General features: G+C 73.1%; 24 protein-coding genes. 12 read left to right on the top strand and 12 right to left on the bottom strand.

All coding sequences use genetic code 11. The annotated features are described in order from the left end of the window. Positions 1-166: 166 nt before the first annotated feature. Positions 167-550, bottom strand: a complete 384-nt coding sequence (locus IG64_RS08915; protein WP_037853916.1) for a nuclear transport factor 2 family protein — start codon at positions 548-550, stop codon at positions 167-169. A gap of 312 nt (positions 551-862) precedes the next feature. Between IG64_RS08915 and IG64_RS08910 the strand changes: the two genes are divergently transcribed. Further along, a complete protein-coding gene (locus IG64_RS08910) occupies positions 863-1,273 on the top strand; it encodes a hypothetical protein (RefSeq protein WP_037853914.1) in 411 nt (136 codons plus the stop codon). Between the two features lie 7 nt (positions 1,274-1,280). Here IG64_RS08910 and IG64_RS08905 read toward each other — a convergent pair whose 3' ends face one another. Continuing rightward, positions 1,281-2,507 carry a streptophobe family protein gene (locus tag IG64_RS08905; protein ID WP_234438453.1) on the bottom strand — a complete coding sequence of 409 codons (1,227 nt, stop codon included), beginning with the start codon at positions 2,505-2,507 and terminating at the stop codon, positions 1,281-1,283. A gap of 299 nt (positions 2,508-2,806) precedes the next feature. Here IG64_RS08905 and IG64_RS08900 point away from each other — a divergent pair, with 299 nt between their 5' ends. Then, positions 2,807-3,262 carry an ATP-binding protein gene (locus IG64_RS08900; RefSeq protein WP_037853911.1) on the top strand — a complete coding sequence of 152 codons (456 nt, stop codon included), beginning with the start codon at positions 2,807-2,809 and terminating at the stop codon, positions 3,260-3,262. Between the two features lie 177 nt (positions 3,263-3,439). Further along, complete coding sequence (locus IG64_RS43060) at positions 3,440-3,988, top strand: helix-turn-helix domain-containing protein (protein ID WP_078883894.1); 549 nt, start codon at positions 3,440-3,442, stop codon at positions 3,986-3,988. A gap of 22 nt (positions 3,989-4,010) precedes the next feature. Here IG64_RS43060 and IG64_RS08890 read toward each other — a convergent pair whose 3' ends face one another. Then, positions 4,011-4,613, bottom strand: coding sequence for a ClpP family protease (locus IG64_RS08890; RefSeq protein WP_037853910.1), 603 nt, complete (start codon positions 4,611-4,613; stop codon positions 4,011-4,013). A 2-nt stretch (positions 4,614-4,615) separates the two neighbouring features. Then, the gene (locus IG64_RS08885) at positions 4,616-5,254 is read right to left on the bottom strand and encodes a ClpP family protease (protein WP_037853907.1); all 639 of its coding nucleotides are present in this window, start codon (positions 5,252-5,254) and stop codon (positions 4,616-4,618) included. Positions 5,255-5,495: 241 nt separating this feature from the next. On the opposite strand from IG64_RS08885, the gene IG64_RS08880 reads away from it, so the two are divergent. Then, on the top strand, positions 5,496-5,978 hold the full coding sequence (locus IG64_RS08880; RefSeq protein ID WP_037853906.1) for a VOC family protein: 483 nt from the start codon (positions 5,496-5,498) through the stop codon (positions 5,976-5,978). Positions 5,979-6,288: 310 nt separating this feature from the next. On the opposite strand, the gene IG64_RS08875 is transcribed toward IG64_RS08880, so the two are convergent. Then, positions 6,289-8,835 carry a beta-L-arabinofuranosidase domain-containing protein gene (locus IG64_RS08875; protein WP_037853904.1) on the bottom strand — a complete coding sequence of 849 codons (2,547 nt, stop codon included), beginning with the start codon at positions 8,833-8,835 and terminating at the stop codon, positions 6,289-6,291. Positions 8,836-9,082: 247 nt separating this feature from the next. Here IG64_RS08875 and IG64_RS08870 point away from each other — a divergent pair, with 247 nt between their 5' ends. From IG64_RS08870 to IG64_RS08840, 7 genes are all read left to right on the top strand, one after another. Next, positions 9,083-9,919, top strand: coding sequence for an alpha/beta fold hydrolase (locus IG64_RS08870; RefSeq protein WP_037853902.1), 837 nt, complete (start codon positions 9,083-9,085; stop codon positions 9,917-9,919). Between the two features lie 22 nt (positions 9,920-9,941). Then, positions 9,942-10,475, top strand: coding sequence for a TetR/AcrR family transcriptional regulator (locus IG64_RS08865; protein WP_037853901.1), 534 nt, complete (start codon positions 9,942-9,944; stop codon positions 10,473-10,475). Positions 10,476-10,560: 85 nt separating this feature from the next. After that, entirely contained in the window at positions 10,561-11,358 is a 798-nt protein-coding gene (locus IG64_RS08860) for a VOC family protein (protein ID WP_037853900.1), read from the top strand. A gap of 54 nt (positions 11,359-11,412) precedes the next feature. Continuing rightward, on the top strand, positions 11,413-12,117 hold the full coding sequence (locus IG64_RS08855) for a ribonuclease H family protein (protein WP_037853899.1): 705 nt from the start codon (positions 11,413-11,415) through the stop codon (positions 12,115-12,117). A 124-nt stretch (positions 12,118-12,241) separates the two neighbouring features. After that, complete coding sequence (locus IG64_RS08850; RefSeq protein WP_037853898.1) at positions 12,242-13,477, top strand: FAD-dependent monooxygenase; 1,236 nt, start codon at positions 12,242-12,244, stop codon at positions 13,475-13,477. Positions 13,478-13,617: 140 nt separating this feature from the next. Continuing rightward, the gene (locus IG64_RS08845) at positions 13,618-14,601 is read left to right on the top strand and encodes an aldo/keto reductase (RefSeq protein WP_037853897.1); all 984 of its coding nucleotides are present in this window, start codon (positions 13,618-13,620) and stop codon (positions 14,599-14,601) included. Between the two features lie 157 nt (positions 14,602-14,758). Further along, complete coding sequence (locus IG64_RS08840; protein ID WP_037853896.1) at positions 14,759-15,259, top strand: DUF6328 family protein; 501 nt, start codon at positions 14,759-14,761, stop codon at positions 15,257-15,259. A 45-nt stretch (positions 15,260-15,304) separates the two neighbouring features. On the opposite strand, the gene IG64_RS08835 is transcribed toward IG64_RS08840, so the two are convergent. From IG64_RS08835 to IG64_RS08820, 4 genes are all read right to left on the bottom strand, one after another. Further along, on the bottom strand, positions 15,305-16,276 hold the full coding sequence (locus IG64_RS08835; RefSeq protein ID WP_037853895.1) for an LLM class F420-dependent oxidoreductase: 972 nt from the start codon (positions 16,274-16,276) through the stop codon (positions 15,305-15,307). Between the two features lie 207 nt (positions 16,277-16,483). Next, complete coding sequence (locus tag IG64_RS08830; RefSeq protein WP_037853893.1) at positions 16,484-17,443, bottom strand: threonine/serine dehydratase; 960 nt, start codon at positions 17,441-17,443, stop codon at positions 16,484-16,486. A 123-nt stretch (positions 17,444-17,566) separates the two neighbouring features. Then, positions 17,567-18,244 carry an AIM24 family protein gene (locus tag IG64_RS08825; RefSeq protein WP_037853890.1) on the bottom strand — a complete coding sequence of 226 codons (678 nt, stop codon included), beginning with the start codon at positions 18,242-18,244 and terminating at the stop codon, positions 17,567-17,569. A gap of 51 nt (positions 18,245-18,295) precedes the next feature. Continuing rightward, on the bottom strand, positions 18,296-19,549 hold the full coding sequence (locus IG64_RS08820; RefSeq protein ID WP_037853888.1) for a serine hydrolase domain-containing protein: 1,254 nt from the start codon (positions 19,547-19,549) through the stop codon (positions 18,296-18,298). Between the two features lie 325 nt (positions 19,550-19,874). Here IG64_RS08820 and IG64_RS08815 point away from each other — a divergent pair, with 325 nt between their 5' ends. After that, a complete protein-coding gene (locus IG64_RS08815) occupies positions 19,875-21,674 on the top strand; it encodes a M4 family metallopeptidase (RefSeq protein WP_051812572.1) in 1,800 nt (599 codons plus the stop codon). Between the two features lie 80 nt (positions 21,675-21,754). Here the strand turns inward: IG64_RS08815 and IG64_RS08810 are convergent, their stop codons facing one another. The 3 genes from IG64_RS08810 to IG64_RS08800 are packed head-to-tail and all read right to left on the bottom strand — an operon-like array spanning position 21,755 to position 25,262. Continuing rightward, entirely contained in the window at positions 21,755-22,117 is a 363-nt protein-coding gene (locus tag IG64_RS08810; RefSeq protein ID WP_037853883.1) for a UBP-type zinc finger domain-containing protein, read from the bottom strand. Next, on the bottom strand, positions 22,114-23,589 hold the full coding sequence (locus IG64_RS08805; protein WP_037853881.1) for an ATP-binding protein: 1,476 nt from the start codon (positions 23,587-23,589) through the stop codon (positions 22,114-22,116). Before IG64_RS08805 ends, IG64_RS08810 begins: the two co-directional genes overlap by 4 nt. Then, complete coding sequence (locus IG64_RS08800) at positions 23,586-25,262, bottom strand: FAD-dependent oxidoreductase (RefSeq protein ID WP_037853880.1); 1,677 nt, start codon at positions 25,260-25,262, stop codon at positions 23,586-23,588. The genes IG64_RS08805 and IG64_RS08800 overlap by 4 nt, the downstream gene beginning before the upstream one ends. Positions 25,263-25,491 lie beyond the last annotated feature (229 nt).

Here is a 25,491-nt window from a genome sequence, read left to right as displayed (position 1 = left end):
CGAACCGGTCGTGCGGTCGCAGGGCCGGCCCGAGGTGATCGTCCGGCCGTGAACCGCCACGGTCCCGACCGCTCGGTCCCGGCCGGGCCGGGTGACGCGAGGCGGCCGTCCACTCCCCGGAGGTGGGCGGCCGCCTCGCCGTGTGCCGGGCGCCCCGGCACGCCTCTCACGCCCCGGCCGGCACCCGGTCGAGGAAGCCCAGCACGGACCGGATCCGGCCCTCGCCGTCCAGGGTGATGACGTCGAACCCGGCGACCGGCGCGGAGCCGTCCGCCTCGCTCACCAGTTCCCAGGAGAAACGGGCCGTGTCGTGGTGCCCGTCGACGGCACCGGAGAGCCGGAAGGCGAACCCGGGGAACTGCTCGTGCGCCCCGGCGATCAGGGCGGCGATCTGCTCGTGGCCGCGGACCTCGGCGAGGGGGTCGGTGTAGCGGCCGTCCGGCGTCCAGGCGGCGGCCACCGCCTTGCCCAGCGCCTCGGCGCCGTTCGCGTTCCAGGCCTCCAGGTAGCGGGCGACGGCGCTCTCGTAACGGTCGGTCTGCGTGGACATGGGAAATCAGCCTCCATCGAGGGCGACGGTTCTGGACGGGATCCGGATCCCCGTGACCGGTGATCCGATGGCTCCACCTTGCCCGGGCTGCGGCGAAGAGGTCGATTACCGCCGGGGTAATGCCGACGCGGCGGCAAACCCGCGCGATTCCGGCCACGTGGCCCGCGGAATATGCCAGGAGACTGGCCAAAAAGTCATGGTGACACTGTTTCAGGAGTCAACATACTCGACCTCGGGGGCGCAGCACCGCACAGGAGCCGTACGGGGAGCGAGGGAAGAACAGCACGCGGAAAACCCGACGGGGGAGGAGCAGTGCACGACGAATTCCTGTGCCATGTCACCGGGTACGGCGTGTGCGACGGCCGCCGCATCGGCGTACCGCTCGGCACCTACCGGGCACCCACCCTGGCACTGGCCCTGTGGTGGCTGCGCGACCGTGCCTCCTGGATCGCCGAACGCCTCGACCCCGGCCCACGGACCCCGTACGTCCCGCAGGGCGCCCTCGTCCCGGTGCCGGACACCGTCCCCGACGTCCCCGGCATCCTCCGCGCCTGGTGCGCCGACCCGCTCCGGCAGGAACAGGTCGCCGACGAACTGGCCGGCGGACGGCTCGTGCGGATCGCCGCGGGCGACGAGACCACCGAGTACGAACTGCTCGCCGAGTCGGTGGACGCCCTGCGCATGCAGCGCACCCTCCCGGCGCTCCTGCTGCCGATGGGCTGAGCGCCTGTCACCCCCGGCCGGCGCGGCCGGACGCCGGCCGGCCGGGGCCCGGCGGTGCCCCGTCGCGGCGCCGGACCCGGCGGGCGGCCGCCGCTCCCAGGAAACCGGTGACCAGGCCCCACAGCGCGGCCAGTCCCAGGGCGCTCCACAGGCGGGGCCGCAGCAGCAGTTCCCCGGACAGACCGCCGCCCACGTCACCGATGCCGAGCAGGGACAGCCCGTAATGGGCCGAGATCCGGCCCGACAGGCAGACGAGCAGCACCGTCAGGACCAGCCCCACGGCCATGTGCACGGCGTGCCGCCACGGGCGCGTCGCGGCCGGGGCGAGGACCCCCGCCAGGAACGCGGCGGCCGACAGCAGCACCGCGTCCACGACCACCAGCCACCAGACGCGGCCGTCGTGGCCGGCGAGCGTCCCGAGGTCGAGCGTGGAGACGTCCGGGGTGCGCAGCACCTCGTCGAGCAGGCGCGGCACCGGCAGTCCGAACGGCCCGTCCACCCGCCCGTGCCAGGTGGCGCCCAGACCGATGGTGAAGGCGAGCCAGGTCAGGTTCGGCAGACCCAGCAGGATCAGGGCGAACGTCTGGGCGGGGTGGCCCCGGGTTCCGGCCGTGACCAGGGCGACGACCAGCCCGAGGACGACGTAGGAGAGCAGCAGCACGACCAGCGCGTACGCCACCGGGCGCACCCGGGTCCCGAGCCACGGCAGGCGTGCCGGAACCGCCGCGGTCCGGGCCGACAGCAGGGCCGACGCCAGCACCCCCGCCAGCCACAGCAGCCCGAAGCCGGCGGTCTGCCCCACATCGGTGGTGAAGCCGACCTCCGGTTCGACGCCGAGGAGCCCGCCGACCGCGCCGAGCACGCCGTCCCCCAGGTCTACGGCGAAACGCTGGCGGGCGGCGAAGGCGAGCCCGGTCAGCGCCGCCAGCCACAGCACCGCGATCCGTGCCGCGCCGAAGGCCGGCTCCCGCGCCCCGGCCGCCGCCCGGTGCCGCAGGGGATGCAGGAAGCCCGCGCCGAGCACGAGCGCACCGGTGAGGGAGACCGACAACGGCATCACCGTGACACCGGCGTGCGTCTCGGCGAGCATCCCCGCGTTCCCCGTCAGTCGCATGCTTCCGCCGACCGCGGTCACCACCGTGGCCGCGACCACCCGGGGAAAGGCGTCGCCGGGCAGGTCGGCCGCCCCGGCCGCCCACAGCCCCAGGGCGGCGACCACGCCCATGGCGGCCATGGCGGCCACCACCGTGGCCAGAGCCTGCGCCCAGCGGCGCGGGGCGGTGGACGGCGGGGCCGGCGGACCTTGCGGGGGGCTCACGCTGCCACGCTAAGCACCGCCACGGCGGGACGCCCCCCGGAAGGTCCGTCCGCCGCAAGACCCGCCCGCGCCGACGGCTCCCGCGCGTCGCCGGCCCGGACCGCCCGTACGGTCGGGGCCGCACGCCCCGGCCTCGGGGGACTGGGGGGCGCGGCACTGGGTAACAGCACTGATGCAGTAGCGTCCGGTCGTACCGGCTTCCGAGAGAGAAACGCATGATCGATGACCCGGGCGGGGCAGTGATACCCACTGGTGTCGACATCCCCGTACAGCCGCTGCGGCGTGCGACCCACTACACCGGTGAACCCGGCTGTATCGCCGACGCGCGTTCCTTCGCCGCGCACTTCCTCGAGCAGCTCAGGACCGAGTGGTGCGCCGAGATCGGCAGTGGGTCCGAGGATGCGCTGCTCCTGGTCGTGAGTGAACTCGTCACCAACGCCGACCGGCACAGCCAGGGCCCGTACATCCTCGAACTGGAGGGCACCGACAGCGCGGTGAGCGTCTGTGTGTACGACAGCAGCGCCGCACTGCCGCGGCGTTTCCCGCGTGATCCCGAACGGATCGGCCGGCACGGCCTGGAGATCGTGTTCGCGCTCGCGGCCGAGGTCGGGGCGGAACGGGTCCCGGTGGGCAAGCGGGTGCGTGCCCTGGTGCACCTCGGGCGTGACTGAACCTGACGCCGGTTCTGTCCCGTTGTGCATCCCTTCGCCCGATGCAGTGTATTTTTCTGGCTGCTTGTGTAGATTCCGCCCGGTTGCCGCCTGTTCGGTCCGGTCCCGGACGGGCGCTTCACCCAGGGCGGAACGCCGCCCCCTGGCGCGGACGCCCGCGGCTCCTAGGCTGAAGAGGTGAGCAACCAAGCGCCGAACCAAGCCCGCGTCATCCCGCTGCGCCCGCAGGCCGCGCGCCCAGCGTCCGCCCACTTCCCGCAGGGACACAGCTCCCCGGACCGCACGGCGCCCGGCCGCCCCGCCCCGGGCCGTCCGGCCGCGGGCGCTCCGGCCGGCCGGACCGCGCCCGCCCGCGAACCCCTCTGGCGCGACCTCGTCGGTGACATCCTGCGCCGCGAACGCCTGGCGCAGGAGCGGACCCTCAAGGACGTCGCCGATGCGGCGCGGATCTCCATGCCCTACCTGTCGGAGGTCGAGCGCGGCCGCAAGGAGGCCTCCTCGGAGGTCCTCGCGGCCGCCGCCCAGGCCCTGGGTCTGGGCCTCGCCGACCTGCTGGCCCTGGCCCAGGGCGAGCTGATGCGGGTCACCAGCCGCACCGCGGGCCGCGGCCGGGGCACGACCGCCTCGTCCGTGTCCCCGGTGTCCCCGGTGTCCTCGGTGTCCTCGGCGTCGTCCACCGCGCCCGCACCCGCCTCCCGTTTCGACGGGCTGTGCCTCGCCGCCTGACACCGCCGTCCCGGCCGGCGCCTCAGACCGTCGTGAGGCGCCGGCTCAGCACCTCGTCGGCCAGTCCGTACGCCACTGCCTCCCGGGCGGTGAACACCTTGTCGCGGTCCATGTCGGCGCGCAGGGCCGCGGTGTCGTGCCCGGTGTGCCGGGCCAGCACCTCCTCCACCTGGGAGCGGATGCGGACCATCTCCTTGGCCTGCAGCGCCAGGTCGGACACGGTGCCCTGCCGGCCGCCCGCGGCAGGCTGCCCGAGCAGCACCCGCGCGTGCTCCAGCACGAACCGCCGCCCGGGATCCCCGCCCGCCAGCAGCACCGCCGCCGTGGAGGCCGCCTGTCCCACGCAGAACGTGGAGATCGGCGAGCGGACGAACGTCATCGTGTCGTAGATCGCCATCAGCGAGGTGTAGGAGCCTCCCGGTGAGTTCAGGTAGACCGCGATCTCCTGCTCCGGGTTCGCCGACTCCAGGTGGAGCAGCTGGGCGATGACGACGTTGGCGACGCCGTCGTCGATCTCCGTGCCGAGGAAGATGATCCGCTCGTTCAGCAGCCTGCTGAACACGTCGTAGGACCGCTCGCCCTGCGCGGTCCGCTCGACCACGTACGGAACCGTGTACGACCCCATGTTCACCACCCCGCCCGTCGGCGCGAGGCGGCCGGGCGGACGTCGGCCAGCGACTCCACCACCCGGTCCACCATCCCGTACTCCCTGGCCTGCTCCGCGGTGAACCAGCGGTCGCGGTCACCGTCCCGCGAGACCGTCTCCACGCTCTGCCCGGTGTGCTCGGCGGTGAGCCGTTCGATGGTCCGCTTCGTGTGCTCCAGGTTCTCCGCCTGGATCTCGATGTCCGCAGTGGTGCCGCCGATCCCCGCCGACGGCTGGTGCATCATGATCCGCGCGTGCGGCAGCGCGAAGCGCTTGCCGTGCGTCCCCACCGTGAGCAGGAACTGGCCCATGCTCGCGGCGAAGCCCATGGCCAGCGTCGACACGTCGTTCGGGATGAGCCGCATCGTGTCGTAGATGGCGAGACCGGCGCTGACCGAACCGCCCGGGCTGTTGATGTACAGGCTGATGTCGGCGCGCGGGTCCTCGGCCGACAGCAGCAGCAACTGGGCGCACACGCGGTTGGCCGAGACCTCGTCGACCTGCGTGCCCAGGAACACGATCCGCTGCCCGAGCAGCAGGCTCGCCAGGTGGTCGTCGAAGCGGCTGGGCGGTGTCTCGCCCTCCTCGGCGCGCGGTGGCGCAGCGGTGAGTGAAGTCATCGCGTCTCCTCGTCGGTTCGTGGTTGCCGTCGACTCCACTGTCGGCCGCGCAGGGGCGGCCCGGACCGTTTCTCTGCCCGTGGCAGATCTGCCACGGGCAGAGCCGGCGGAGGAGGCCGAGGGGGGCGCCGGAACGGATTTCCCGGCGAGCGATGAGTTCTGCCGCGCGGGCCGGTCGACACAGATGACCGCGTGGACCGGTCGACACGGATGACCGCGTCCCACACCCAAGGAGGACCCCGTGGCCACCCAGGGATTCACCACCTGCCTCTGGTTCGACGGCACGGCCGAGGAGGCCGCCCACTACTACGTCTCCGTCTTCAAGAACTCCAGCATCGGACGGATCGGCCGGTCCAACGAGGCGGGGCCCGGCCCCGCCGGATCGGTGGTCACCGTGGAGTTCACCGCCGACGGCCACCGGTTCCTCGCGCTGAACGGCGGCCCGCAGTTCACGTTCAACGAGGCGATCTCGTTCCAGATCCACTGCGCGGACCAGCAGGAGGTCGACCACTACTGGACCAAACTCACCGACGACGGCGGCGAGCCGGGCCCCTGCGGCTGGCTCAAGGACAAGTACGGCGTGTCCTGGCAGGTCGTCCCCGACGAACTGGTCGACATGATCACCGACCCCGACCAGGAGAAGGCAGCCCGCACCACCCGGGCGATGCTCTCGATGGGCAAGCTCGACATCGCCGCCCTGAAAAGGGCCCACGCGGGCGAGTAGCGGGCGGCCGTGCGGCCGGTCCACCCGCCCGGGGGAGTGGACCGGCCGCCCGGACCTCCCGGGGGCGCGGCGACCCGGGCCTGGTGAGGGCCAGCCACCCCGACCGGCGGCGGAGGCCGGCCCCGGACCCAGGCCCTGTCGTCACGTTCCCGCCTGCCCCGCGGCGCCCGGCACGCCCTCCCGCCGCACCGGACGAAAGCCCGAGCACGCCCCAGTACGAGGACTTCCGCCCGGCACACCGGGAGCACGGACCGGACGCCGCGCGAGGCTGCCCTCCGGGCGACGACGGGAAGGTGACGACAGGACACACCTAGGCGGCCGGGGCCGCCGCGAGCGCCGCCACCTCGCCGGCGCCCAGCGTGCGGCCGTAGACCCGCAGATCGTCCACCGCGCCCCTGAGGTACGGGTCGGCGTACTGCGACCGGCCGACGTACCCGGTGCGCACATGGTTGCCGAAGTGCCGGGGCTCCACGGTGACGGCCGTGTTGCGGCCGGCCTCCGCACCGTCCACGTACAGCACCGCCGTGCCCGAGCCGTACGTCACCGCCACGTGCGCCCAGCGCCCCGTCGGCAGCGGCCCGGCGTCGACGCGCTGCTCGCTCTCGGCGCCGCCCGCGGTGATCGCGTACCGCAGCGTGCCGTCGCCGCTGAGCGGGGTGAGGAACAGGTTGGCGGTGGTGCCGGTGCCGATGTCCAGGATCCGGCTCCAGGCGGCGGGCTGCCCGTCCAGCCGCACCCACGCCGCCAGCGAGTACGCCGACGCGCCCGCCAGCAGGTCCTCGGCGAGCACCACATGGCCGTCGGTCCCGTCCAGGGCCACGGCCCCGCCGGAGCGCCCGGACGCCGACCAGGAGGCGCCGCCCGCCAGGTGCGCCGTGCGGCCATTGCCGGTCGCGTCGGCCGCCGTGCTGCCGGCGGTCTCGTCGAAGCGGTGCCAGGCGGCGAACCCGGGGGGCGGCGGCGGGGGTTCACCGGTCAGCCAGTAGACGCTGTAGTGCTGGTGGTGCACGCGTGCCACCGGCAGCAGCGTCACCTCCTCGTCGTCGGCGCGGGCCGTGAAGCGCAGCGGATCGCGCGAGCGCTGCCGCACGGAGCCGACGTCCAGACGGGCCATCCATGGCCGTGACCGCTCGCCGTACGCCCCGGCCAGCACCACCGGGCCGTGCAGCACCGCCTGGACGGCCGGGTCGTCGGGGGTCGCTTCCACGACCGTGCGCATGGGCAGGGTGACCTCCACCCGGTCGCCGGTACGCCAGGAGCGGTCCAGCACCAGCCAGCCGCCCGGCTCCGGACGGTCGGGCAGTGTCCGCCCGTTGAGCCGGGCCCGGGCGCCCACCGCCCAGGACGGGACGCGGACCAGGAGCCGGTGGGCGGCCCGGCCCGAGGTGACCGTCAGGGTCGTCGTGGTGCCGTCGGGGACGCGGGTCGTCTGCCGCCAGCCGATGCCCTTCTCCCGCCAGGTCACCTCCGAGGGCACGAACAGGTTCACCAGCAGACTGCGGTCGTCGTGCGAGTACACCGTGTCGGCGAACTTCGCCTGCGTCTCCATGCCGGTGCCGTGGTCGCAGGAGAAGTTGTCGTAGTCGGTGGAGTACATCCCGGGGTCCGGGCCCATGAACGAGGGCTGCTGCTTGAACGCGCCCGGCGCCAGGCCGGTGTAGTAGATGTTGAAGCCGTGCGCGGAGTCGGGGTCCTGCTCGCCCAGCATCTGGTTGAACAGGGTGCGCTCGTAGTAGTCGAGCAGGTCGGTGCGGTGCGGGGCGTGGAAGTGCATCAGCCGGGTCAGCTTGAGCATGTTGTAGCTGTTGCAGTTCTCGCAGGTGCTGTTCGACAGCTGGCCGGCGATCACGTCCGGGTCGTGGAACGCCTCGCCGTTGCTGTTTCCGCCGATGACGTAGGTGTGGTGGCCGGTGACGATCTGCCAGAAGTTCTCGGCGACGGAGCGGTAGCGGTCGGACAGGCCTTCCTCCCACAACCGCAGCGCGCCGACCATCTTGGGGATCTGCGTGTTGGCGTGCAGCCCGGACAGCCGGTCCTCGTTGCGGGCGAGCGGGTCGAAGACGCGGTCGTGGGTGAACCGTTCGGCCACCTCCAGCCACCGCCGGTCGCCGGTGAGGGCGTGCAGATCGGCGAGTACGTCGTTCATGCCTCCGAACTCGGTCTCCAGCACCCGCTGCATCTGCTCGTGACTGAGCTTCGCGGTGCGGGCGTCGACCCAGGCGGCCTGGCGCAGCACGACGTCGAGTGCCTGCTCGTTCCCGGCCAGGCGGTACTGCTCGACCAGTCCGGCCATGATCTTGTGGATGGTGTAGTACGGAGCCCAGACGCCGGTACCGGCCTCCAGCCGGTCGAAGAAGCTCTCCGGGAACGCGGAGAGGTAGCCCGCGCCGAAGCCGGCGGCCGGTGCGGCGGCCTGGCACTCGGCGAGCGCGGCGACCAGCCGGCGCCCCTTGTCGCGCAGTCCGGCGTCGCCGGGGCCGGCCGAGGCGGCCAGAGCGAGCCCGGAGAGCAGGTGTCCGGTGGAGTGGCCGCGCAGTTCCACGCCGGGCGCCTCCCAGCCGCCGCACGGCCGGGCGGTGCTGGGCAGGCCGGCGTTGGTACGGAAGGTGTGCAGCAGCCGGTCGAGGTCGACGAAGCGTAGATAGGCCGTGTTGCGGAGCTGGTTGTCACGAAACGGGCCGTCCAGCAGGGTCACCGCGGAGAGCGGGAAGGGGCGGGTCGCCGAGACGGGCGTCCGGACGGCGCCCGCGGGTGCCGCCCGGGCCGTGGCGTGGGCGGGCACCGCGCCGGTGGTGGCCAGGGCCGCCGCGGTGCCGGTGGCGGCGAGGAAGCCGCGTCTGCCGAGAGGTGGGGTCACTAAGTCCTCCGCATGCCGGTGACGGGCGGGGCGGTGTCTCTCCGTCTCACCCCTCATGTTCGGGATACCGAATGACGTGCGACATGCTGTGCAGCCCCCACCCTAGGGCTCGGGCGCGTGATGTCAACGGGGGCGTACGGGAGGCGAGTTGTTGGCCGGGCGCGGGAACGCGGGGGGTTCCGGTGTTGACAGGTGTTGGTTAATCACATTAGCTTTTGGCTAACGATATTAGCCACGGGAGGGCGACATGACCGAGTACCTGGCCGTCGACGGCGGCACGATCGCGTACGAGGTGACGGGATCCGGCCCGCTGATGGTGCTCGCGCACGGCATGGGCGACAGCCGCGCCGCCTACCGGGCGATGATCCCCCCGCTGGTGGTCGCCGGATACCGGGTCGCCGCCGTCGACCTGCGCGGCTGTGGCGAGTCCGACGCCGACTGGCAGGAATGGAGCCGCACCGCCATCGCCGGCGACCTGCTCGCCCTGATCCGGCACCTGGGCGGCCCGGCCGTGCTCGTCGGCCACTCGGTCTCCGGCGGCGCCGCCACGATCGCCGCGGCCCGCGAGCCCTCACTGGTCACCGCGGTCGTCGAGCTGGCCCCCTTCACCCGCAAGCAGGCGGTCCGCCTCGGCGACCTGCGGGTCAAGCGCTTCCGTCAGGGCATGCTGCGACTGCTCGGCGCGGGCGTGTTCGGCAGCCTGCCGCTGTGGCGCTCGTACCTCGACGTCGCCTACCCCGGTGCGAAGCCGGCCCACTGGGACGAGCGGACCGGCCGCATCGAGGCCCTGCTGCGCGAACCGGGCCGTATGAAGGCCTTCCAGGCCATGGGCCGCACCACCCCGGCCGACGCCGGCGCCCGCCTCGGCGAGGTCCGCAGCCCGGTCCTGGTCATCATGGGCACGCTCGACCCCGACTGGGCCGACCCGCGCGCCGAGGGCGCGGCGATCGTCGGCGCCCTGCCGCCCGGAACGGGCCGCCTGGAGATGATCGAGGGTGCCGGGCACTACCCGCACGACCAGTTCCCCGGCCGAGTGGTCGCGCTCATGCTCGCCTTCCTCGGTACGGAGGCCGCCCGTGCCTAGGGCCGGACTCGACCCCGCGGCCGTGGTCGCGGCCGGTGCCGCCCTCGCCGACGAGGTGGGCCTCGCCCGCCTGACGATGGGTCTGCTGGCCGAACGGCTCGGCGTGCGCACCCCCTCGCTGTACAAGCACGTGGGCGGCCAGGAGGACCTCAACCGCCGGATCGCGGCCCTGGCGCTCGGCCAGGCGGCCGACGCCGTCGGCAGCGCGGTCCAGGGGTACGCCGGCCGCGACGCCCTGGCGGCGGCGGCACGTGCCTTCCGCGCCTTCGTCCTGGAGCACCCCGGCCGGTACGCCGCGACGATCGGCGTGGAACCCTCCGGCCCCGACGACCCGCTGGCCGCCGCCGGGCAGCGGCTGCTGCAGGCGTTCATGGCGGTCCTGCGCGGCTACGCGATCGCGGAGTCCGACGTGGACCACGCCCTGCGCACGCTGCGCAGCCTCTGCCACGGGTTCGCCACCTTGCAGTCGGCGGGCGGCTTCCGGTGGAGCGCCGACGTCGAGGAGAGCTTCGAGTGGCTGATCGCCTTCGCCGACCGGGGGCTGCGCGCCGGATGAGACCGCCGCCTCCGGCGCGCGCCCGGCCGCACGGATGGCTAGCGTGTGTAACCGGAGCACGCCACCGACCGGAAGGGCCGCAGCCATGGCGGTACGACGTGAGGGAACACCCTGCTGGGCCGACGCGATGTTCACCGACCTGGAGCAGGCCAAGACCTTCTACGGCGAGGTCCTCGGCTGGACCTTCGGCGAGTCGTCCACGGAGTACGGCAACTACACCGAGGCCTACGCGGACGGCAAGGCGGTCGCGGCCGTCGTGCCGCCGGTGCCCGGACAGGAGGGGCAGTCCCAGTGGTGCCTGTACTTCGCCTCACCCGACGCCGAGGCCACCGCGCGCCGCATCCGCGACCACGGCGGCGAGGTGCTCATGGAGCCGATGCGGGTCGGTGACTTCGGCACCATGTGCCTGGCCCGGGAACCGAGCGGCGCCGTGTTCGGCGTCTGGCAGGCCGGCACCCACCAGGGGTTCGAGGCCACCGAGACCCCCGGCGCCTACTGCTGGGCCGAACTCCTCACCCGCGACCCCGGCGCCGCGGACGCCTTCCTCACCTCGGTCTTCGGCTACACCACGAAGCAGATCGAGGACGAAGCGATCGACTTCCGGCTGTTCGGCCTCGACGACGAGACGGTGCTCGGCCGGATGCGGATGACCGACGACTTCCCGCCCGAGGTGCCCTCCTACCTCAACGTGTACTTCACGGTGGCCGACTGCGACGCCGCCGTCGCCGCCGCGACCCGCCTCGGCGGCGCCCTGCGCTACGGCCCGGTGGACACCCCCTTCGGCCGGCTGGCGGTGCTCGGCGACCCGCAGGGCGCTCACTTCTCCGTGATCGACATCACCACCACCCAGGGCGAGAAGCCGCAGGTCAAGAACGTTCCGTAGGGGGCCGCCGGACGAAGGCACGGGCGGCCGCCGGGCCGTGGCATCATCGAGCCCATGCGTGAACGAGTGGTGGCCGCCTGCGACGGGGCCTCGAAGGGAAATCCGGGCCCGGCGGGCTGGGCGTGGGTCGTCTCGGACGACGCCCGGACCGCGGCCCGCTGGGAGGCCGGTGCGCTCGGCACCGCCACCAACAACGTCGCCGAGCTGACCGCCCTGGAGCGGCTGCTCGCCGCGACCGATCCGGACACACCGCTCGAGGTCCGCATGGACTCCCAGTACGCGATGAAGGCGGTCACCACCTGGCTGCCCGGCTGGAAGCGCAACGGCTGGAAGACGGCCGCCGGCAAGCCCGTCGCCAACCAGGAACTCGTCGTCCGGATCGACGAACTCCTCGAGGGCCGCTCCGTCGACTTCCGCTACGTCCCCGCCCACCAGGCGGACGGCGATCCGCTCAACGACTTCGCCGACCGCGCCGCCAGCCAGGCGGCCCGGGTGCAGGAAGCGGCCGGCAGCGCGCTCGGCTCCCCGCAGCCCCCGCCCTCGCCCGACACCCCCAAGGCCGCCGCGCCGCGCCGCAAGGCACCCCGGCGCACCGGCTCCGCCTCGTCCGCCTCGTCGTCCACGTCCTCGTCGTCCCGCACCATCAAGGCCAAGTTCCCCGGCCGCTGCCTGTGCGGCCGCTCCTACGCCGCCGGCGAGTCCATCGCCAAGAACGCCCAGGGCTGGGGCCACCCGGAGTGCCGCACGGCGGACGCCTGACCGGCGGGGGAGCGCGCCGGGGCGGGCGGCCACCCGCGGCGGAAGCGACCTCACGGTGAGTGGCCGGACGTGCGCAGTCTGTTACCATTCGTTGCCCATCGACCGCTCTGTGTAGTCATCAGGGGTGTGCGTGAAGGTCGTCTGCGCCGGCGGCGGGCCCGCGGGCCTGTACCTCTCCATCCTGCTCAAACGGCAGGACCCGTCCCACGACATCACCGTCCACGAGCGCAGCCCCGAGGGCTCGACCTACGGCTGGGGCGTCACGTACTGGCAGGGACTGCTCGACCTGCTGCACGCCCACGACCCCGAGTCGGCCGCCGCCGTCGAAGCGCACTCCGTGCGGTGGCGCGACGGAGTCGCCCACGTCGGGGAGCTGACGGCCCGCCACCGAGGGGACCAGGGCTTCGGCATCGGCCGGCACCGGCTCCTGGAGATCCTCGCCGGCCGGGCCCGCGCACTGGGCGTACGGGTGGAGTACGAGAGCGAGGTCACCGCTGACGACCTGCCGGCCGCCGACCTGGTGGTGGCCGCCGACGGCGTGCACAGCGCGCTGCGCACCCGGCACGCCGCGCACTTCGGTACCCGGCTCCACCCGGGCCGCAACCGCTACCTCTGGCTCGGCACCACCAAGGTCTTCGACGCCTTCACCTTCGCCTTCGTCGAGACCGGGCACGGCTGGATCTGGTGCTACGGCTACGCCTACGGCGGCGGGCGCAGCACCTGCGTCGTCGAGTGCTCCCCGCAGACCTTCACCGGTCTCGGACTCGACCGGCTCGGCGAGGCGGACGCGCTGGCCCTGCTGGAGGCCCTCTTCGCCGGTGTGCTCGACGGTCACCGGCTCATCGGCCGCGCCGCGGGCGCGGGCGGCGCCCCCTGGCTCACCTTCCGCACCCTGACGAACCGCACCTGGTCCCGCGACCGCCTCGTGCTGCTCGGCGACGCCGCCCACACCACGCACTACTCGGTCGGCGCCGGCACCACCCTCGCCCTGGAGGACGCGATCTGCCTGGCCGGCGCCCTGCGCGCGCACCCCGGCCTGCGGCCGGCCCTCGCCGCCTACGAACGTGAACGCCGCTCGGCCCTGCTGCCCGTGCAGAGCGCGGCCCGGCACAGCGCCCAGTGGTACGAGAACCTCCCCCGCTACATCCACCTGCCCCCGCACCGGATGTTCGCGCTGCTCGGCCAGCGCCACTCACCACTGCTGCCCCACGTCCCCCCGCAGGTGTACTACGGGATCGACAAGGCGGCCGGCCGGCTGACCGCGGTGCGGCGGCTGAAGAGGTGGCTCGGACCGAAGGTCGCGCGCACGGTGGAGGCCCGCGCGCTGGGACGCGCGCAGGAGCGCTCGCGGATCCGCTGATCCGCCGGGCAGGGGCGTGGCACGGGCGGGTCGCGGGGCCCGGTGGGGTCGCGCCGGGCCGCAGGCCCGCCGGGGCGCCGTCCGTCCGCGCGGGCCGCTCGAACGCCGTCCCGGCGGGCGGCGGGTGACAGACTGACGGCATGAACGAACGTGAATTCGGCAGGTCCCACCAGCACGCGTCGGTCGTCGGCCTCGGCACCTGGCAGCTGGGCGCCGACTGGGGCGACGTCGACGACAAGGAAGCCCTCGCCGTACTGGAGGCCGCCGCCGAGGCGGGGGTGACCTTCTTCGACACCGCCGACGTCTACGGCGACGGGCGCAGCGAGCAGACCATCGCCGCCTTCCTCGCCGGGCGCCCCGACCTCCACGTCCTGGTCGCGACCAAGATGGGCCGGCGCGTCGAGCAGATCCCCCAGAACTATGTCCTGGACAACTTCCGCGCCTGGAACGACCGCTCCCGCCGCAACCTCGGCGTCGACCGCATCGACCTGGTGCAACTGCACTGCCCGCCCACGCCCGTGTACTCCTCCGACGAGGTCTTCGACGCGCTCGACACCCTCGTCGAGGAGGAGCGGATCGCCGCGTACGGCGTCAGCGTGGAGACCTGCGCCGAGGCGCTGACCGCCATCGCCCGGCCGAACGTGGCCAGTGTGCAGATCATCCTGAACCCGTTCCGCATGAAGCCGCTGCGCGAGGTGCTGCCCGCCGCGCGGGAGGCGGGCGTCGGCATCATCGCGCGCGTCCCGCTGGCCTCCGGCCTGCTGTCGGGCAAGTACACCAAGGACACCGTCTTCCCCGCCAACGACCACCGCACCTACAACCGGCACGGCGAGTCGTTCGACCAGGGCGAGACCTTCTCCGGCGTGGACTTCGCCACGGGCGTCGAGGCGGCCGCCGAGTTCGCCGCGCTCGCCCCCGAGGGCTGCACCCCGGCCCAGCTCGCCCTGCGCTGGATCATCCAGCAGCCCGGTGTCACCACCGTCATCCCCGGCGCCCGCTCCCCGGAACAGGCCCGCGCCAACGCCGCCGTCGGCAAGCTGCCGCCGCTGCCCGAGGAGACCGTGGCGGCCGTCCGCGACCTCTACGAGCGGCGGATCAAGGACCAGGTGGAGGCCCGCTGGTAGGACCGCCGCCCGCCGGTGGACCCCCGGAGGGGGCCTGCCCTGCCGTGCGCGCCCGGACCGCCGGACGCGCACGGCAGGTTTTCCGCCTCCCTGGGCACACGCCCAGGCACAGGGCCGGCCCGTCGGGGGCGGGGCCAGGGGCAGGAGAGGCGGAGTGATGGCGACGGAGCGGGCGGCGGAGGACCGGCGGCGCCGGGGGCGTGACGAGACCGAGGAGGAGCGGGCCGACCGCATGTGGGTCGAGCTGATCCAGGAGGTGCGGGTCGCCCAGACGGGGGTGCAGATCCTCTTCGGCTTCCTTCTCACCGTGGTCTTCCAGCCCAAGTACGCGACCCTCGCGCCCGCCGACCGGACCATCTACATCGTGACGGTCGTCCTGGGCGCCGCCGCGACCGGCGCGCTGATCGGACCCGTCTCCCTGCACCGCCTGGTCTCCGGCCGCCGGGTCAAACCCCAGGCGGTGCGCTGGGCGTCCAGGATGACCTTCGTCGGGCTGATCCTGCTGCTGGCCACCATGACCGCCTCCCTGCTGCTGATCCTCAGAGTGGCCACGCACGACGGCTTCGTCCCCTGGCTGGTCGCGCCGGTCGTCGCCTGGTACCTGCTGTGCTGGTTCGTGCTGCCCCTGTGGGCCAGGCGCCGCCACACCTCCCGGTGAGCGCCGGCCGCTTGGGCCGTGCCGGCGTCCCGGTGAGAGCAGGTTCTAGCCGAAGGCGTCCCGCAGGGCCGGCAGCAGGCTCTTCGCCGACCAGTCCAGGAACGGCTCCTGCGCCTCACCGCCGATCTGGACCAGCGCGACCTCCGTGAACCCGGCCTCGGCGTAGGGGCGTACGGCCTCCACGAACGCCTCCGGGTCGTCGCCGCAGGGAATCGACTCGGCGACGTCGTGCGGGGTGACAAACTGGGTGGCCGCCTCGAACGAGTCCGGGTGCGGCAGCTCGGAGTTGACCTTCCAGCCGCTGCCGAACCAGCGGAACTGCTCGTGCGCACGGCCGATCGCCGCGTCCCGGTCGGTGTCGTAGCACACCGGCAACTGGCCCACCCGGGGTTTGCCCTCGCCGCCGTGCCGGTCGAAGGCCTCCAGCAGTCCGGGCTTCGGTTCGGTGGCGATGACGAGGTCGGCGAGGTGCCCGGCGAGCCGGCAGGACTGCTCGCCGGAGACCGCGATGCCGATCGGCGGCGGCTCGTCGGGCAGGTCCCACAGCCGGGCCGACTCCACGTCGAAGTGGGCGCCGTGCCGGGTGACGTGGCCGCCCCCGAACAGCGCCCGGATGATCTCGACGGCCTCCTCCAGGCGCTCGTGGCGCACATCCACCGACGGCCACCCGCCGCCCACGACATGCTCGTTGAGGTTCTCGCCCGAGCCGAGTCCCAGCCGGAACCTGCCCTGCGCCAGCAACTGCACCGTCGCGGCCTTCTGCGCCACGACCGCCGGGTGGTAGCGGAAGCTCGGGCAGGTCACGTACGTCATCAACGGGATGCGAGAGGTGGCCTGCGCCGCCGCCCCCAGCACACTCCACGCGTACGGTGCGTGACCCTGCGCACGCAGCCACGGGAAGTAGTGGTCCGAGATGACCGAGAAGTCGAAGCCGACCTCCTCGGCCCGTACGACGTGGTCCACCAGCTCACGCGGACCGGCCTGCTCGGTCATCATCGTGTATCCGATTTGCACCATGACGGCCGAGTCCCCGGCCGGCGCCCCCGGAAACGGCCCTCTCAGAGCTGCGGACAAAAGGGGAGTCCGATCTGCTCGCGGCGTCCGGCGCGTGCGACCGCAAGGGCGCCGGGAGGTCCCTGCAGCGGAGCTGCCAGGGCCTTTCGGCAACGCCGCGAGCGTGCGTGCCGGGCGTCGTGGGCCGGGCGCCCCTTCTGTCCGCGGACCTCAGCGCAGCCCGAACCGCCGCGCCCAGTCCAGGACGTCGGTGAGCGCCGCGTTGCCGCCGCACACGACGAGCCCCAGCCGGGCGCCGGGGCCGACCCGGTCCAGCACCTGCCGGGCGGCCGGCAGCAGACAGCCCGCGGCGGGCTCCGTCCACACCTTGGCGTGCTCGGCGAGGTCGAGCACACCCTGGACGGCCGCCCGGTCCGGCACCACGAGCACCTCTTCGACCAGGGCCCGGGCGTGCTCGTACGTCAGCTGCGACACCGTGGGGGCGCTCAGCGTCGTGACGACCGAGGAGAGGGGGACCGGCACCGGGCCGCCCGCCGCCAGTGCCCGCGACATGGCCTCGGCGCCCTCGGTCTCCACACCCCAGATCCGTACACCGGGGCGGAGCGCGCGCAGCGCCGCGGCGACGCCCGCGATCAGCCCGCCGCCACCGACGCTGACGAGCACGTCCGTGAGCGGACCGGCGTCCTCGGCGAACTCCAGCCCCACCGTGCCCTGGCCGGCGATGACGACCGGGTCGTCGAAGGGGTGGACGAGGGTGAGCCCCTCGTCCCGCAGCCGCGCCGCCGTCGCGAACGCCTCGTCCATGCCGTCGGTCAGCCGCAGCGAGGCTCCGGCCTCCTCCGCTGTGCGCAGCGAGCGGGCCGGTGCCGAGCGCGGCATGACCACGGTGGCCTTCACATGGAGGGCGGCGGCCATCACCGCGAGTGCGATCCCGTGGTTGCCGCCGCTCACGGCGACCACGCCCGCCGCCCGCTCGGCCTCGCCGAGCGAGAGCAGCTTCGCCGTCGCGCCGCGCGCCTTGAAGGAACCGGTGCGCTGCAGCAGCTCCAGCTTCGCGGTCACCGGGGCACCGAGCAGTGCGGACAGGCCCGGGCTCGGCACGGTCGGAGTGCGCACGACGTGACCGGTGATCCGCTCGGCCGCGGTTTCGATCTGTGTGATGCCGATCAAGGCGGTCCGTCCTTCCGGCGCGGGCGGGGATCCGCGCCACCCCGACCCTCACCCGGGCGGACACCCCGGGTCAACCGGTGCCCGGTGGTCCGGTGCTGCCGGCACCCGCGGGCGGCCGGCCGCTCAGTGCTGCTGGGCCTTCTGCGGGGTCGCCTCGCTGGGGCGGACGATGACGTGGCCCTCGCCCTGGAGCATCAGCTGCACGGCCTCACCCGAGCCGCCGCGCAGCATCGACCCGATGGACTGCGAGCGGTGCAGCGAGGTGTGCAGGCGGGCGGTCCAGCCGACCACGGCGTCCGTGTCGACGTAGACCGGCTGCTGGGGTGTGACGGGTATGACGAGCGGGTTGCCCTCGCACGCCAGGCCCAGCCGGCCCTGGCCGGTGAACACGCTGTTGAACAGCCCGCCCCCGGCGATGCCCGACCCCTTCACCGTCTTGATCTCGTACGACAGCGAGGGGTCGAAACACAGCACGTTGCGCCCGTTGACGGTGAACTCGTCGCCGGGGTCGATCTGGACGATGAAGCAGTTCTGCGCCTCGTGCGCGAACCAGGCCTCGCCCTGTCCGCGCACCGACATCAGCGCCAGACCCTCCCCGGTGACCGCGCGCTTGAGCATGCCGCCCACGCCCTGGCCCTTGCGCTCGAACTGGAGGCTGCCGCGCCAGGCCACCATGGCGCCCTGGCGTGCCAGCATCTCGCCGTTCACCACGTAGCGGACGCACTTGGCGTTCTCGACGTACATGCCCGGTGCGGTCGCGGGCCGCACCACGTGCTCACTGGAAAAGAGATCACCCTTCATGGAGGCATCCTGGCCCGGAGGTGGTCGTTCCGCCAAGATCGGCGGGCGGACTCATCCGGTGCGCTCGTGCGCCGAGCCCGCGCGCGGACGCGGCGCGGCGCCGCGCGCCGGGGCCTGCTTGCCGCAGAACACGGCCTCCAGGGTGCGCAGCATCGTCCGGTGCACCGCGTCGTTGTTGGAGGTGGTGGCGACCGCGGCGTAACTGCGCAGCCCGCCCTCGCTCGCGAACGCGTAGGTGGAGAAGCCCTGGACCGTCCCGGTGTGGCCGTACACGGAGATCCCGCAGGACAGGTCGCGCCGGCGCAGTCCGAGACCGTAGGCCTGACCCGTGCCGGCCGGCATCCAGCGTTCCATCTCGGCCAGTCGGGCGGCGGGCAGCAGCCGGCCGCCGAGCAGTGCGGACAGGAAGGTGTCCAGGTCGCGGGTGGAGGAGATGAGCGCGCCCGCGCTCTGCGCCCACGACGCCGTCTGGTCGGTGGCGTCCACCAGCGCGCCCTTGGCGTCGTCCGGGGTGAGATAGCCGTGCGCGTGGCGGCCGGGGATCTGCGTGTCGGGGTGGACGTAGAAGGTGTCGCCCAGCTTGAGCGGCTTGATGATGCGGTTCTCGTACTCGGTGCGCACCGGATGGCCGGTCAGCTTCTCGATGAGCAGACCGGCGACGACGAAGTTGGTGTTGGAGTAGGCGTAGGCGGCGCCGGGCGCGTTCGTGGGCGGGTGGCGCAGGGACTCGGCCAGCAGCTCGCGGTAGGTGAAGACCTTGGTGCGCACGGCCTCGAAGCCGGGAACCGTGCGGGCGAACATGCCGGCGGTGTAGTCGTACAGGCCGCTGCGGTGGCTCAGCAGGTGCCGCACGGTGATCCGCTCGTCGGGCAGCAGCCCGGGCAGGTAGTGGTCGACGGAGGTGTCGAGCCGCAGCCGGCCCTCCGCCGCCAGTTGCAGCAGGACGACCGTGGTGAAGGTCTTGGTGACGCTGCCGATGCGGAAGCGGTCGGCGGTGTCCATCGCCCGGGCGTCGGTACGGTCGGCGGTCCCCTCGGTGGCCTGGTGGACGGTGGGGTGGTCGTCGTAGGACGCGCGGTGGTCCTCGACGCGCGCCGTCGCGCCGGGCGCCCCCTCGCTGAGCGCGGTGCGCAGCAGGGCGTCCAGCGCCGCGGTGTCGGGGGCGGGCAGCGCGGCGGGCGCACGGACCGCCGCGGCGGGCGCCGGGGGCCCCGGGCGGCCGGCCGCCGCGTGCGCGGGTCCTGCGAGCAGGGCCAGTACCAGCGATCCGAGCACCGCGCTCGTGCCCCTCGTGCGTGAGGCCATACGATTCCGCTCCCGTCTTCGTCGGCGTGTGGTCCGTTGCGAGATTGATCACATCCGGGCAACGCAACCATCTCGTACCGCGTCACATCTCCAGGAACGACACACAGTTGGTCACTCGCCGATCACTCCTTGATCACCGCGCGGGACTGAATTGGCAAAGGATTGCCCTGGACGGCACGGAATGGATCATTCGTGCTTTACATGTGCATGTCCTGCCCACAAGGGTTTCTTTCCGGGGCCCGACCAGCCCTCATGACGCAACCGCGTCATGCGTAGGGGCGGTTGGCGATCCCGGCCGCCTTCACCAACGAAGGAACCCTCAAGAGTGCACAGACCCCACATACGCAACGTGGCGGTCGTCGTCGCCGCGACGACGGCCGCCACGGGCCTGGCCGGCCCGGCACTGGCCGCCCCCGCCAAGGGGCCGGCCCGCACGGTGTCGGCCGTCCGCACCTCCACCGCCTCGGTGGTGGATGCCGCCCGCGCCGCCGCCTTCGCCCACGCGTCGGCGACCGGCGTCGTCCCGGGGGACGAACTGCGCGCCCAGGACGTGATGGCCGACCCCGAGGGCGCCCGTCACGTCCGGTTCATCCGCACCCACCAGGGCATGCCGGTGCTCGGTGCCGACCTCGTCGTCCACCTCGACCGCAAGCTCGCGTACACCGGCGTCACCCGGGCCGCCGACCGGACCGTCAGGCCCGCCACCACGCGGGCCGAGGTGACGCCCGCGCAGGCCGCCGCCAAGGCCGCCGCCGTGGCCGAGGGCGACGCGGGCACCGCCCAGCTCGTGGTGGACGCCCGCGGCGGCGCCTCGGCGCTCGCCTACCAGGTGCGGGTCACCGGCAGCGCCACCACCGAGGGAGCCCGCTCCCGGACGGTCGTCGTCGACGCCGTCACCGGCAAGGTGCGCAGCAACACACCCGACAGCGACGAGTTCCTGTCACCGAAGCTGCGCGCCACCCTCAGCCGCCAGGGCGGAACCCTGCCGTCGCGGGGAAGCGTCCCGCCGGCCGGCTCGCTCGGCACGATCAGCGGCACCTCCGCCTCCTCCGGGCGCTACCCGCGCACCACCGCGGGCAGCGGCGCGTCCCTGTTCGTGGGCCCGGTCTCCCTGACCACCACGCAGACGGCCCGGACCGGCTTCGTGCTGACCGACCCCACGCGCTACGGCACCGAGACCCGCGACGCCAGGAACCAGCTGCAGGAGAACTTCGCGCGCGGCGCGAAGATCACCAGCACGAACAACAGGTGGGGCAACGGCAGCGTCTCCAACCGCGTCACCGCCGCCGTCGACGCCCAGTACGGCATCAGCAAGACGCTGGACTTCTACAAGAAGACCTTCGGGCGCAAGGGCATCGAGAACAACTCCAAGGGCGCCAAGGCCATGGTGCACTTCGGCAACGGGATCGCGAACGCGTTCTGGGACCCGACGTGCGACTGCATGCTGTACGGCGACGGCGACGGCGACATGTTCAAGAAGCCGCTCGTCGCCCTCGACGTCACCGGCCACGAACTGACCCACGGCGTGGTGGACTCCACCGCCCGGCTGGAGCCCACCCGCGTGGACGCCGCCGGCAACCAGTACGGCGAACCCGGGTCGCTGAACGAGTCGCTCGCCGACATCTTCGGCTCCAGCGTCGAGTTCTTCGCCAACAACCCGAAGAACCCGCCGAACTACCTCCTCGGCGAGAAGCTGGGCCTCGCGCAGAAGTTCCTGCGCCGGCTCGACCACCCCTCCCTCGACCAGCTCGAAGGCGCGATCGACTACTGGTCGCCACAGGTGTACTACACCGAGGTGCACGCCGGTTCCGGTGTCTCCTCGCACGCGTACTACCTGCTCGCCGAGGGCAGCGGCCGCAAGACGATCGGCGGTGTCGCCTACGACTCGCCGACCTACGGCGGACTGTCGGTGCAGGGCATCGGCCGGGCCAAGGCCACCGCGATCTTCTACCGGGCGCTGACCCGCTACATGGTGTCCACGACCGACTTCCACGACGCGCGTGTCGCGACGCTGCAGGCGGCCAAGGACCTCTACGGAGCGGCCAGCACCGAGTACCGCACGGTGGACACGGCCTGGGCGGCGGTCAACGTCACCGCCGCCAACACCCCGGCGGCCCGTCCCTGACGGACCACCGGACCGTGACCTGGATGCCCCGCCCCCGGCGGGGCATCCTCGTTCCCGTCAGACCCCCGTCAGGCCCCCGCTCAGCGCAGGGTCCGGGCCCAGTCGTGCGGGACCCGGCCCGCCGGGCCCGGCACCGGCTGGTCGTCCGGGTGGGCCTGCGGGGGCGCGAGCCGCGGGCCGGAGTCGTACAGCTCCTGGGTCGCGAAGTTCCAGAACCACTCCTCGCCCGGCTCGTAGCTGCGGATCACCGGATGCCCGCTGGCCCGGTAATGGGCGTCGGCGTGCTTGCCGGGGGAGTCGTCGCAGCAGCCGACGTGCCCGCACAGCGCACAGCGCCGCAGGTGGAACCACCAGCCGCCGGACGCGTCGCACTCGGCGCAGCCCGCACCGCTGGGCGGTACCGCCGGGTCGACGAACGTGTCCTCACAACCGCCGCTGCTCATGCCTTCTCCTCGGGGAGGGAACCCGGCGCCGTGCCGTCGCCGTCCGCGGCGGTCAGCGGCAGCAGGACCTGGAAGCGCGTGTCGCCCGGCACCGACTCCACCGCGAGGCTGCCGTGGTGCTTGTTGACCACGATCCGCCAGGAGATGTCCAGCCCGAGGCCGGTGCCCTGGCCGACGGGCTTGGTGGTGAAGAACGGGTCGAAGATGCGGCCGCGGATCTCCGGCGGCACCCCCGGCCCGGTGTCGCGGAACTCCACCAGCAGCCGGTCGCCGTGCAGCGCCGTCCGCACGGTGAGCGTGCCCTCGCCGCCCGCGCCGTCCATGGCCGAGACGGCGTTGTCGATCAGGTTGGTCCACACCTGGTTCAGTTCGGCGGGATAGGCCGGGATCCGCGGCAGCGTCCGGTCGTAGTCCTTGACGACCTTGATCTGCGGCCCCCTCTTGCCCGACAGCATCAGCAGCGTGCTGTCGAGGAGTTCGTGCACGTCGGCGATCTGGTACGGCGCCCGGTCCAGCTGCGAGTACTGCTTGGCGGCGTCGACGAGCCGGGAGACGCGGGCGGTGGAGTCCGCGATCTCGTCCATCAGCAGCTCGGTCTCCACCGTGTAGTTGAGCCACCCCACCGCCCCCGGCAGGATGTCCTCGCCGACCGCCGCCGCCACCTGCTCCAGCCAGTCGACGTCCAGCCCCGCCTGCACGAACGTGGGCGCGAGCTGCCAGCCGTTGCGCACGCCGTGGTCGTCCAGCCAGTCGGTGAGCGCGTCCTCCCGGTCGGCGGCCTCCAGCGGGCTGAGCGCCACGGCCTTGCCCACCTGCTCGGCCGTCCGCTCCTGGATGTCGATGAGGTCCGCCAACTGCTCCCGGGTGAAAGGACCCTCGGCGACGACCGCCAGCTTGTGGCGCATCTTCGCCACCCGCTCGCGCAGCGTCTCCGTCGCCCGCACGGCCGCCGCCGCCGGGTTGTTCAGCTCGTGCGTCAGCCCGGCGGACAACGAGCCGAGCGCCAGCAGCCGCTCCCGCTGGCCGATGGCCGCCTGGGTGTTCTTCGAACCGAAGAACAGCCCCTCCAGGAGGTGCACCGCCATCGGGAACCACTCCTGCATGATGCTCGCGAACGTGTCCGCGGGCAGCACGAAGAACCGCGTCGGCTCCGTGACACGCATCGAGTTGGTGTACACCTGCCGCACCCGGTCACCGATGTACGCCTGCATCGCGCCCGCGTACACCCCGCGCTGCGAGGTGCGGGCGACCTCCACGTCGTCGTCCCCGACCCGGCGCGAGAGCACCACCGTGCCCTCGATCATCACGTAGAAGCAGGTGGCCGGATCACCCTCCGTGTACACCGGGCCCGGCTCGAACCGCTCCACCCGGCCGTCGCTGCACAGTCGGCCCAGCTGCTCGTCCGACAGCTTCTCGAACAGGAACAGCGAACCGATCTCCCTGGGGCTGCAGGGCATCACCCGCCCGCTCATGACTGCTCCAGGTAGCGGTGGACCAGCATCACGGCCATGGCTCCCTCTCCGACCGCCGACGCGACCCGCTTGGCGGACTCGGCCCGGGCGTCGCCCGCCACGAACACCCCGGGCACATTGGTCTCCAGGTGGTACGGCGGGCGGTCCAGTTCCCAGCCCGCCGGCGGCCGTCCGTCCGCGGTCAGATCCGGACCGGCCAGGATGAACCCGCGCTCGTCACGCAGCACGGTCCCGTCCAGCCAGTCGGTCAGCGGCGCGGCGCCGATGAACACGAACACCCACTGCGCGTCGACCCGTTCCTCGCGCCCGCTGTCCAGGTCGCGCAGGGTGAGCTGCTCCAGGCGGCCGGTGCCGTGCGCGGCCTCGACGACCGTGCCGGTGCGCACCGAGATGTTGGGCGACTCCTCGATCTGCTGGATGAGGTAGTGCGACATCGACGCCGACAGCGACGGGCCGCGCACCAGGAGCGTCACCGACTTCGCCCCCCGGGACAGGTACATCGCCGCCTGCCCGGCCGAGTTGGCGCCGCCCACGATGTACACGTCCTGCCCGTGGCAGGAGGGCGCCTCGGTCAGCGCCGAACCGTAGAACACGCCGCAGCCGGTCAGGTCTTCCGCCCCGGCCGCCGGGAGCTGCCGGTAGGAGACACCGGTCGCCAGGATCACACTGTGCGCGGCGACCGCCGAACCGTCGGAGAACCGCACGGTGCGCGCCGCGCCGTTGACCTCCAGAGCGGTCACCTCGCGTGCGGTGAGGATCTCCGCGCCGAACTTCGCGGCCTGCCGGCGCGCCCGGTCCGTCAGCTGGGCACCGGAGACGCCGTCCGGGAAACCGAGGTAGTTCTCGATCCGCGAACTCTGCCCGGCCTGTCCGCCGGTCGCCGAACGCTCCACCAGGACCGTACGCAGCCCCTCGGAGGCCCCGTACACAGCCGCTCCCAGCCCGGCCGGCCCGCCGCCGATCACGACGAGGTCGTAGAAGTCGGCCGCCGGCGTGGTCGCCAGACCCACGTGGGCGGCGAGCTGCGGGGCCTCCGGCTCGACCAGCGGGGTGCCGTCCGGGGTGACCACCAGCGGCAGCCGCTGCCCGTCCTGCCCGGCCGCCCGCAGCAGCCGCTGCCCCTCCGGCTCGTCGGAGGAGTACCAGCGGTAGGGCACCTGGTTGCGGGCCAGGAACTCGCGGATCTCCGAGGACCGCGCCGACCAGCGGTGCCCCACCACCTTGGTGCTCGGCACCGGCCGGTGGTCGCTGTGCCGCCACGCCTGGAGCAGGTCGTCCAGGACCGGGTACAGCTTCTCCTCGGGAGGGTCCCACGGCTTGAGCAGGTAGTGGTCCAGGTCGACGACGTTGATGGCGTCGATCGCCGCCGTGGTGTCCGCGTACGCGGTCAGCAGCACCCGGCGCGCGCCCGGGTACACGTCCAGGGCCTGTTCCAGGAACTCGATGCCGTTCATGCGCGGCATGCGGTAGTCGGCCAGGATGACCGCGACGAGGTCGCCGCGCAGCTTCAGCTCGCGCAGCGCGTCCAGCGCGGACTCGCCGGACTCCGCGCGCACGATCCGGTACGACTCGCCGTAGCGCCGCCGAAGATCGCGGGCGACGGCACGGGAGACTCCCGGATCGTCGTCCACGGTCATGATGACGGTCCGCGCGGTTTCCGCGGCCTGTGTCATGTGTCTCCCACCCCGTGCGGTCGCGACGGGCGGCCCGGTGCCCCCGTCTTCGAGCCCACTTGCGCCCATCGTAGGTGCGTCCGTGGCCGTTCGCCCGGGCGAGCGCGGGCCGCCCGCCTGGCCGGGGGCCGCCCGCCCCCTGGTCACCGCCGCCCGTGCCCCGCCCGGTCAGGGCCGCATGGCAAGATCGTCCGGGGCGTGGGGGAGACTGGGACCGACCTACGGGCCC

The sequence above is a fragment of the Streptomyces sp. NRRL S-340 genome (assembly GCF_000720185.1).
In the GTDB taxonomy this organism is placed as follows: domain Bacteria; phylum Actinomycetota; class Actinomycetes; order Streptomycetales; family Streptomycetaceae; genus Streptomyces.
Note: the sequence above shows the minus strand (reverse complement) of the source record. Positions and strands in the feature narration are given on the sequence as shown.

Coding starts and splice junctions, on each gene's coding strand:
- IG64_RS08915 (WP_037853916.1), bottom strand. CDS start 550: ATGTCCACGCAGACCGACCGTTACGAGAGCGCCGTCGCCCGCTACCTG.
- IG64_RS08905 (WP_234438453.1), bottom strand. CDS start 2,507: ATGGCCGCCATGGGCGTGGTCGCCGCCCTGGGGCTGTGGGCGGCCGGG.
- IG64_RS08900 (WP_037853911.1), top strand. CDS start 2,807: ATGATCGATGACCCGGGCGGGGCAGTGATACCCACTGGTGTCGACATC.
- IG64_RS08890 (WP_037853910.1), bottom strand. CDS start 4,613: ATGGGGTCGTACACGGTTCCGTACGTGGTCGAGCGGACCGCGCAGGGC.
- IG64_RS08885 (WP_037853907.1), bottom strand. CDS start 5,254: ATGACTTCACTCACCGCTGCGCCACCGCGCGCCGAGGAGGGCGAGACA.
- IG64_RS08870 (WP_037853902.1), top strand. CDS start 9,083: ATGACCGAGTACCTGGCCGTCGACGGCGGCACGATCGCGTACGAGGTG.
- IG64_RS08860 (WP_037853900.1), top strand. CDS start 10,561: ATGGCGGTACGACGTGAGGGAACACCCTGCTGGGCCGACGCGATGTTC.
- IG64_RS08855 (WP_037853899.1), top strand. CDS start 11,413: ATGCGTGAACGAGTGGTGGCCGCCTGCGACGGGGCCTCGAAGGGAAAT.
- IG64_RS08845 (WP_037853897.1), top strand. CDS start 13,618: ATGAACGAACGTGAATTCGGCAGGTCCCACCAGCACGCGTCGGTCGTC.
- IG64_RS08840 (WP_037853896.1), top strand. CDS start 14,759: ATGGCGACGGAGCGGGCGGCGGAGGACCGGCGGCGCCGGGGGCGTGAC.
- IG64_RS08835 (WP_037853895.1), bottom strand. CDS start 16,276: ATGGTGCAAATCGGATACACGATGATGACCGAGCAGGCCGGTCCGCGT.
- IG64_RS08825 (WP_037853890.1), bottom strand. CDS start 18,244: ATGAAGGGTGATCTCTTTTCCAGTGAGCACGTGGTGCGGCCCGCGACC.
- IG64_RS08820 (WP_037853888.1), bottom strand. CDS start 19,549: ATGGCCTCACGCACGAGGGGCACGAGCGCGGTGCTCGGATCGCTGGTA.
- IG64_RS08810 (WP_037853883.1), bottom strand. CDS start 22,117: ATGAGCAGCGGCGGTTGTGAGGACACGTTCGTCGACCCGGCGGTACCG.
- IG64_RS08805 (WP_037853881.1), bottom strand. CDS start 23,589: ATGAGCGGGCGGGTGATGCCCTGCAGCCCCAGGGAGATCGGTTCGCTG.
- IG64_RS08800 (WP_037853880.1), bottom strand. CDS start 25,262: ATGACACAGGCCGCGGAAACCGCGCGGACCGTCATCATGACCGTGGAC.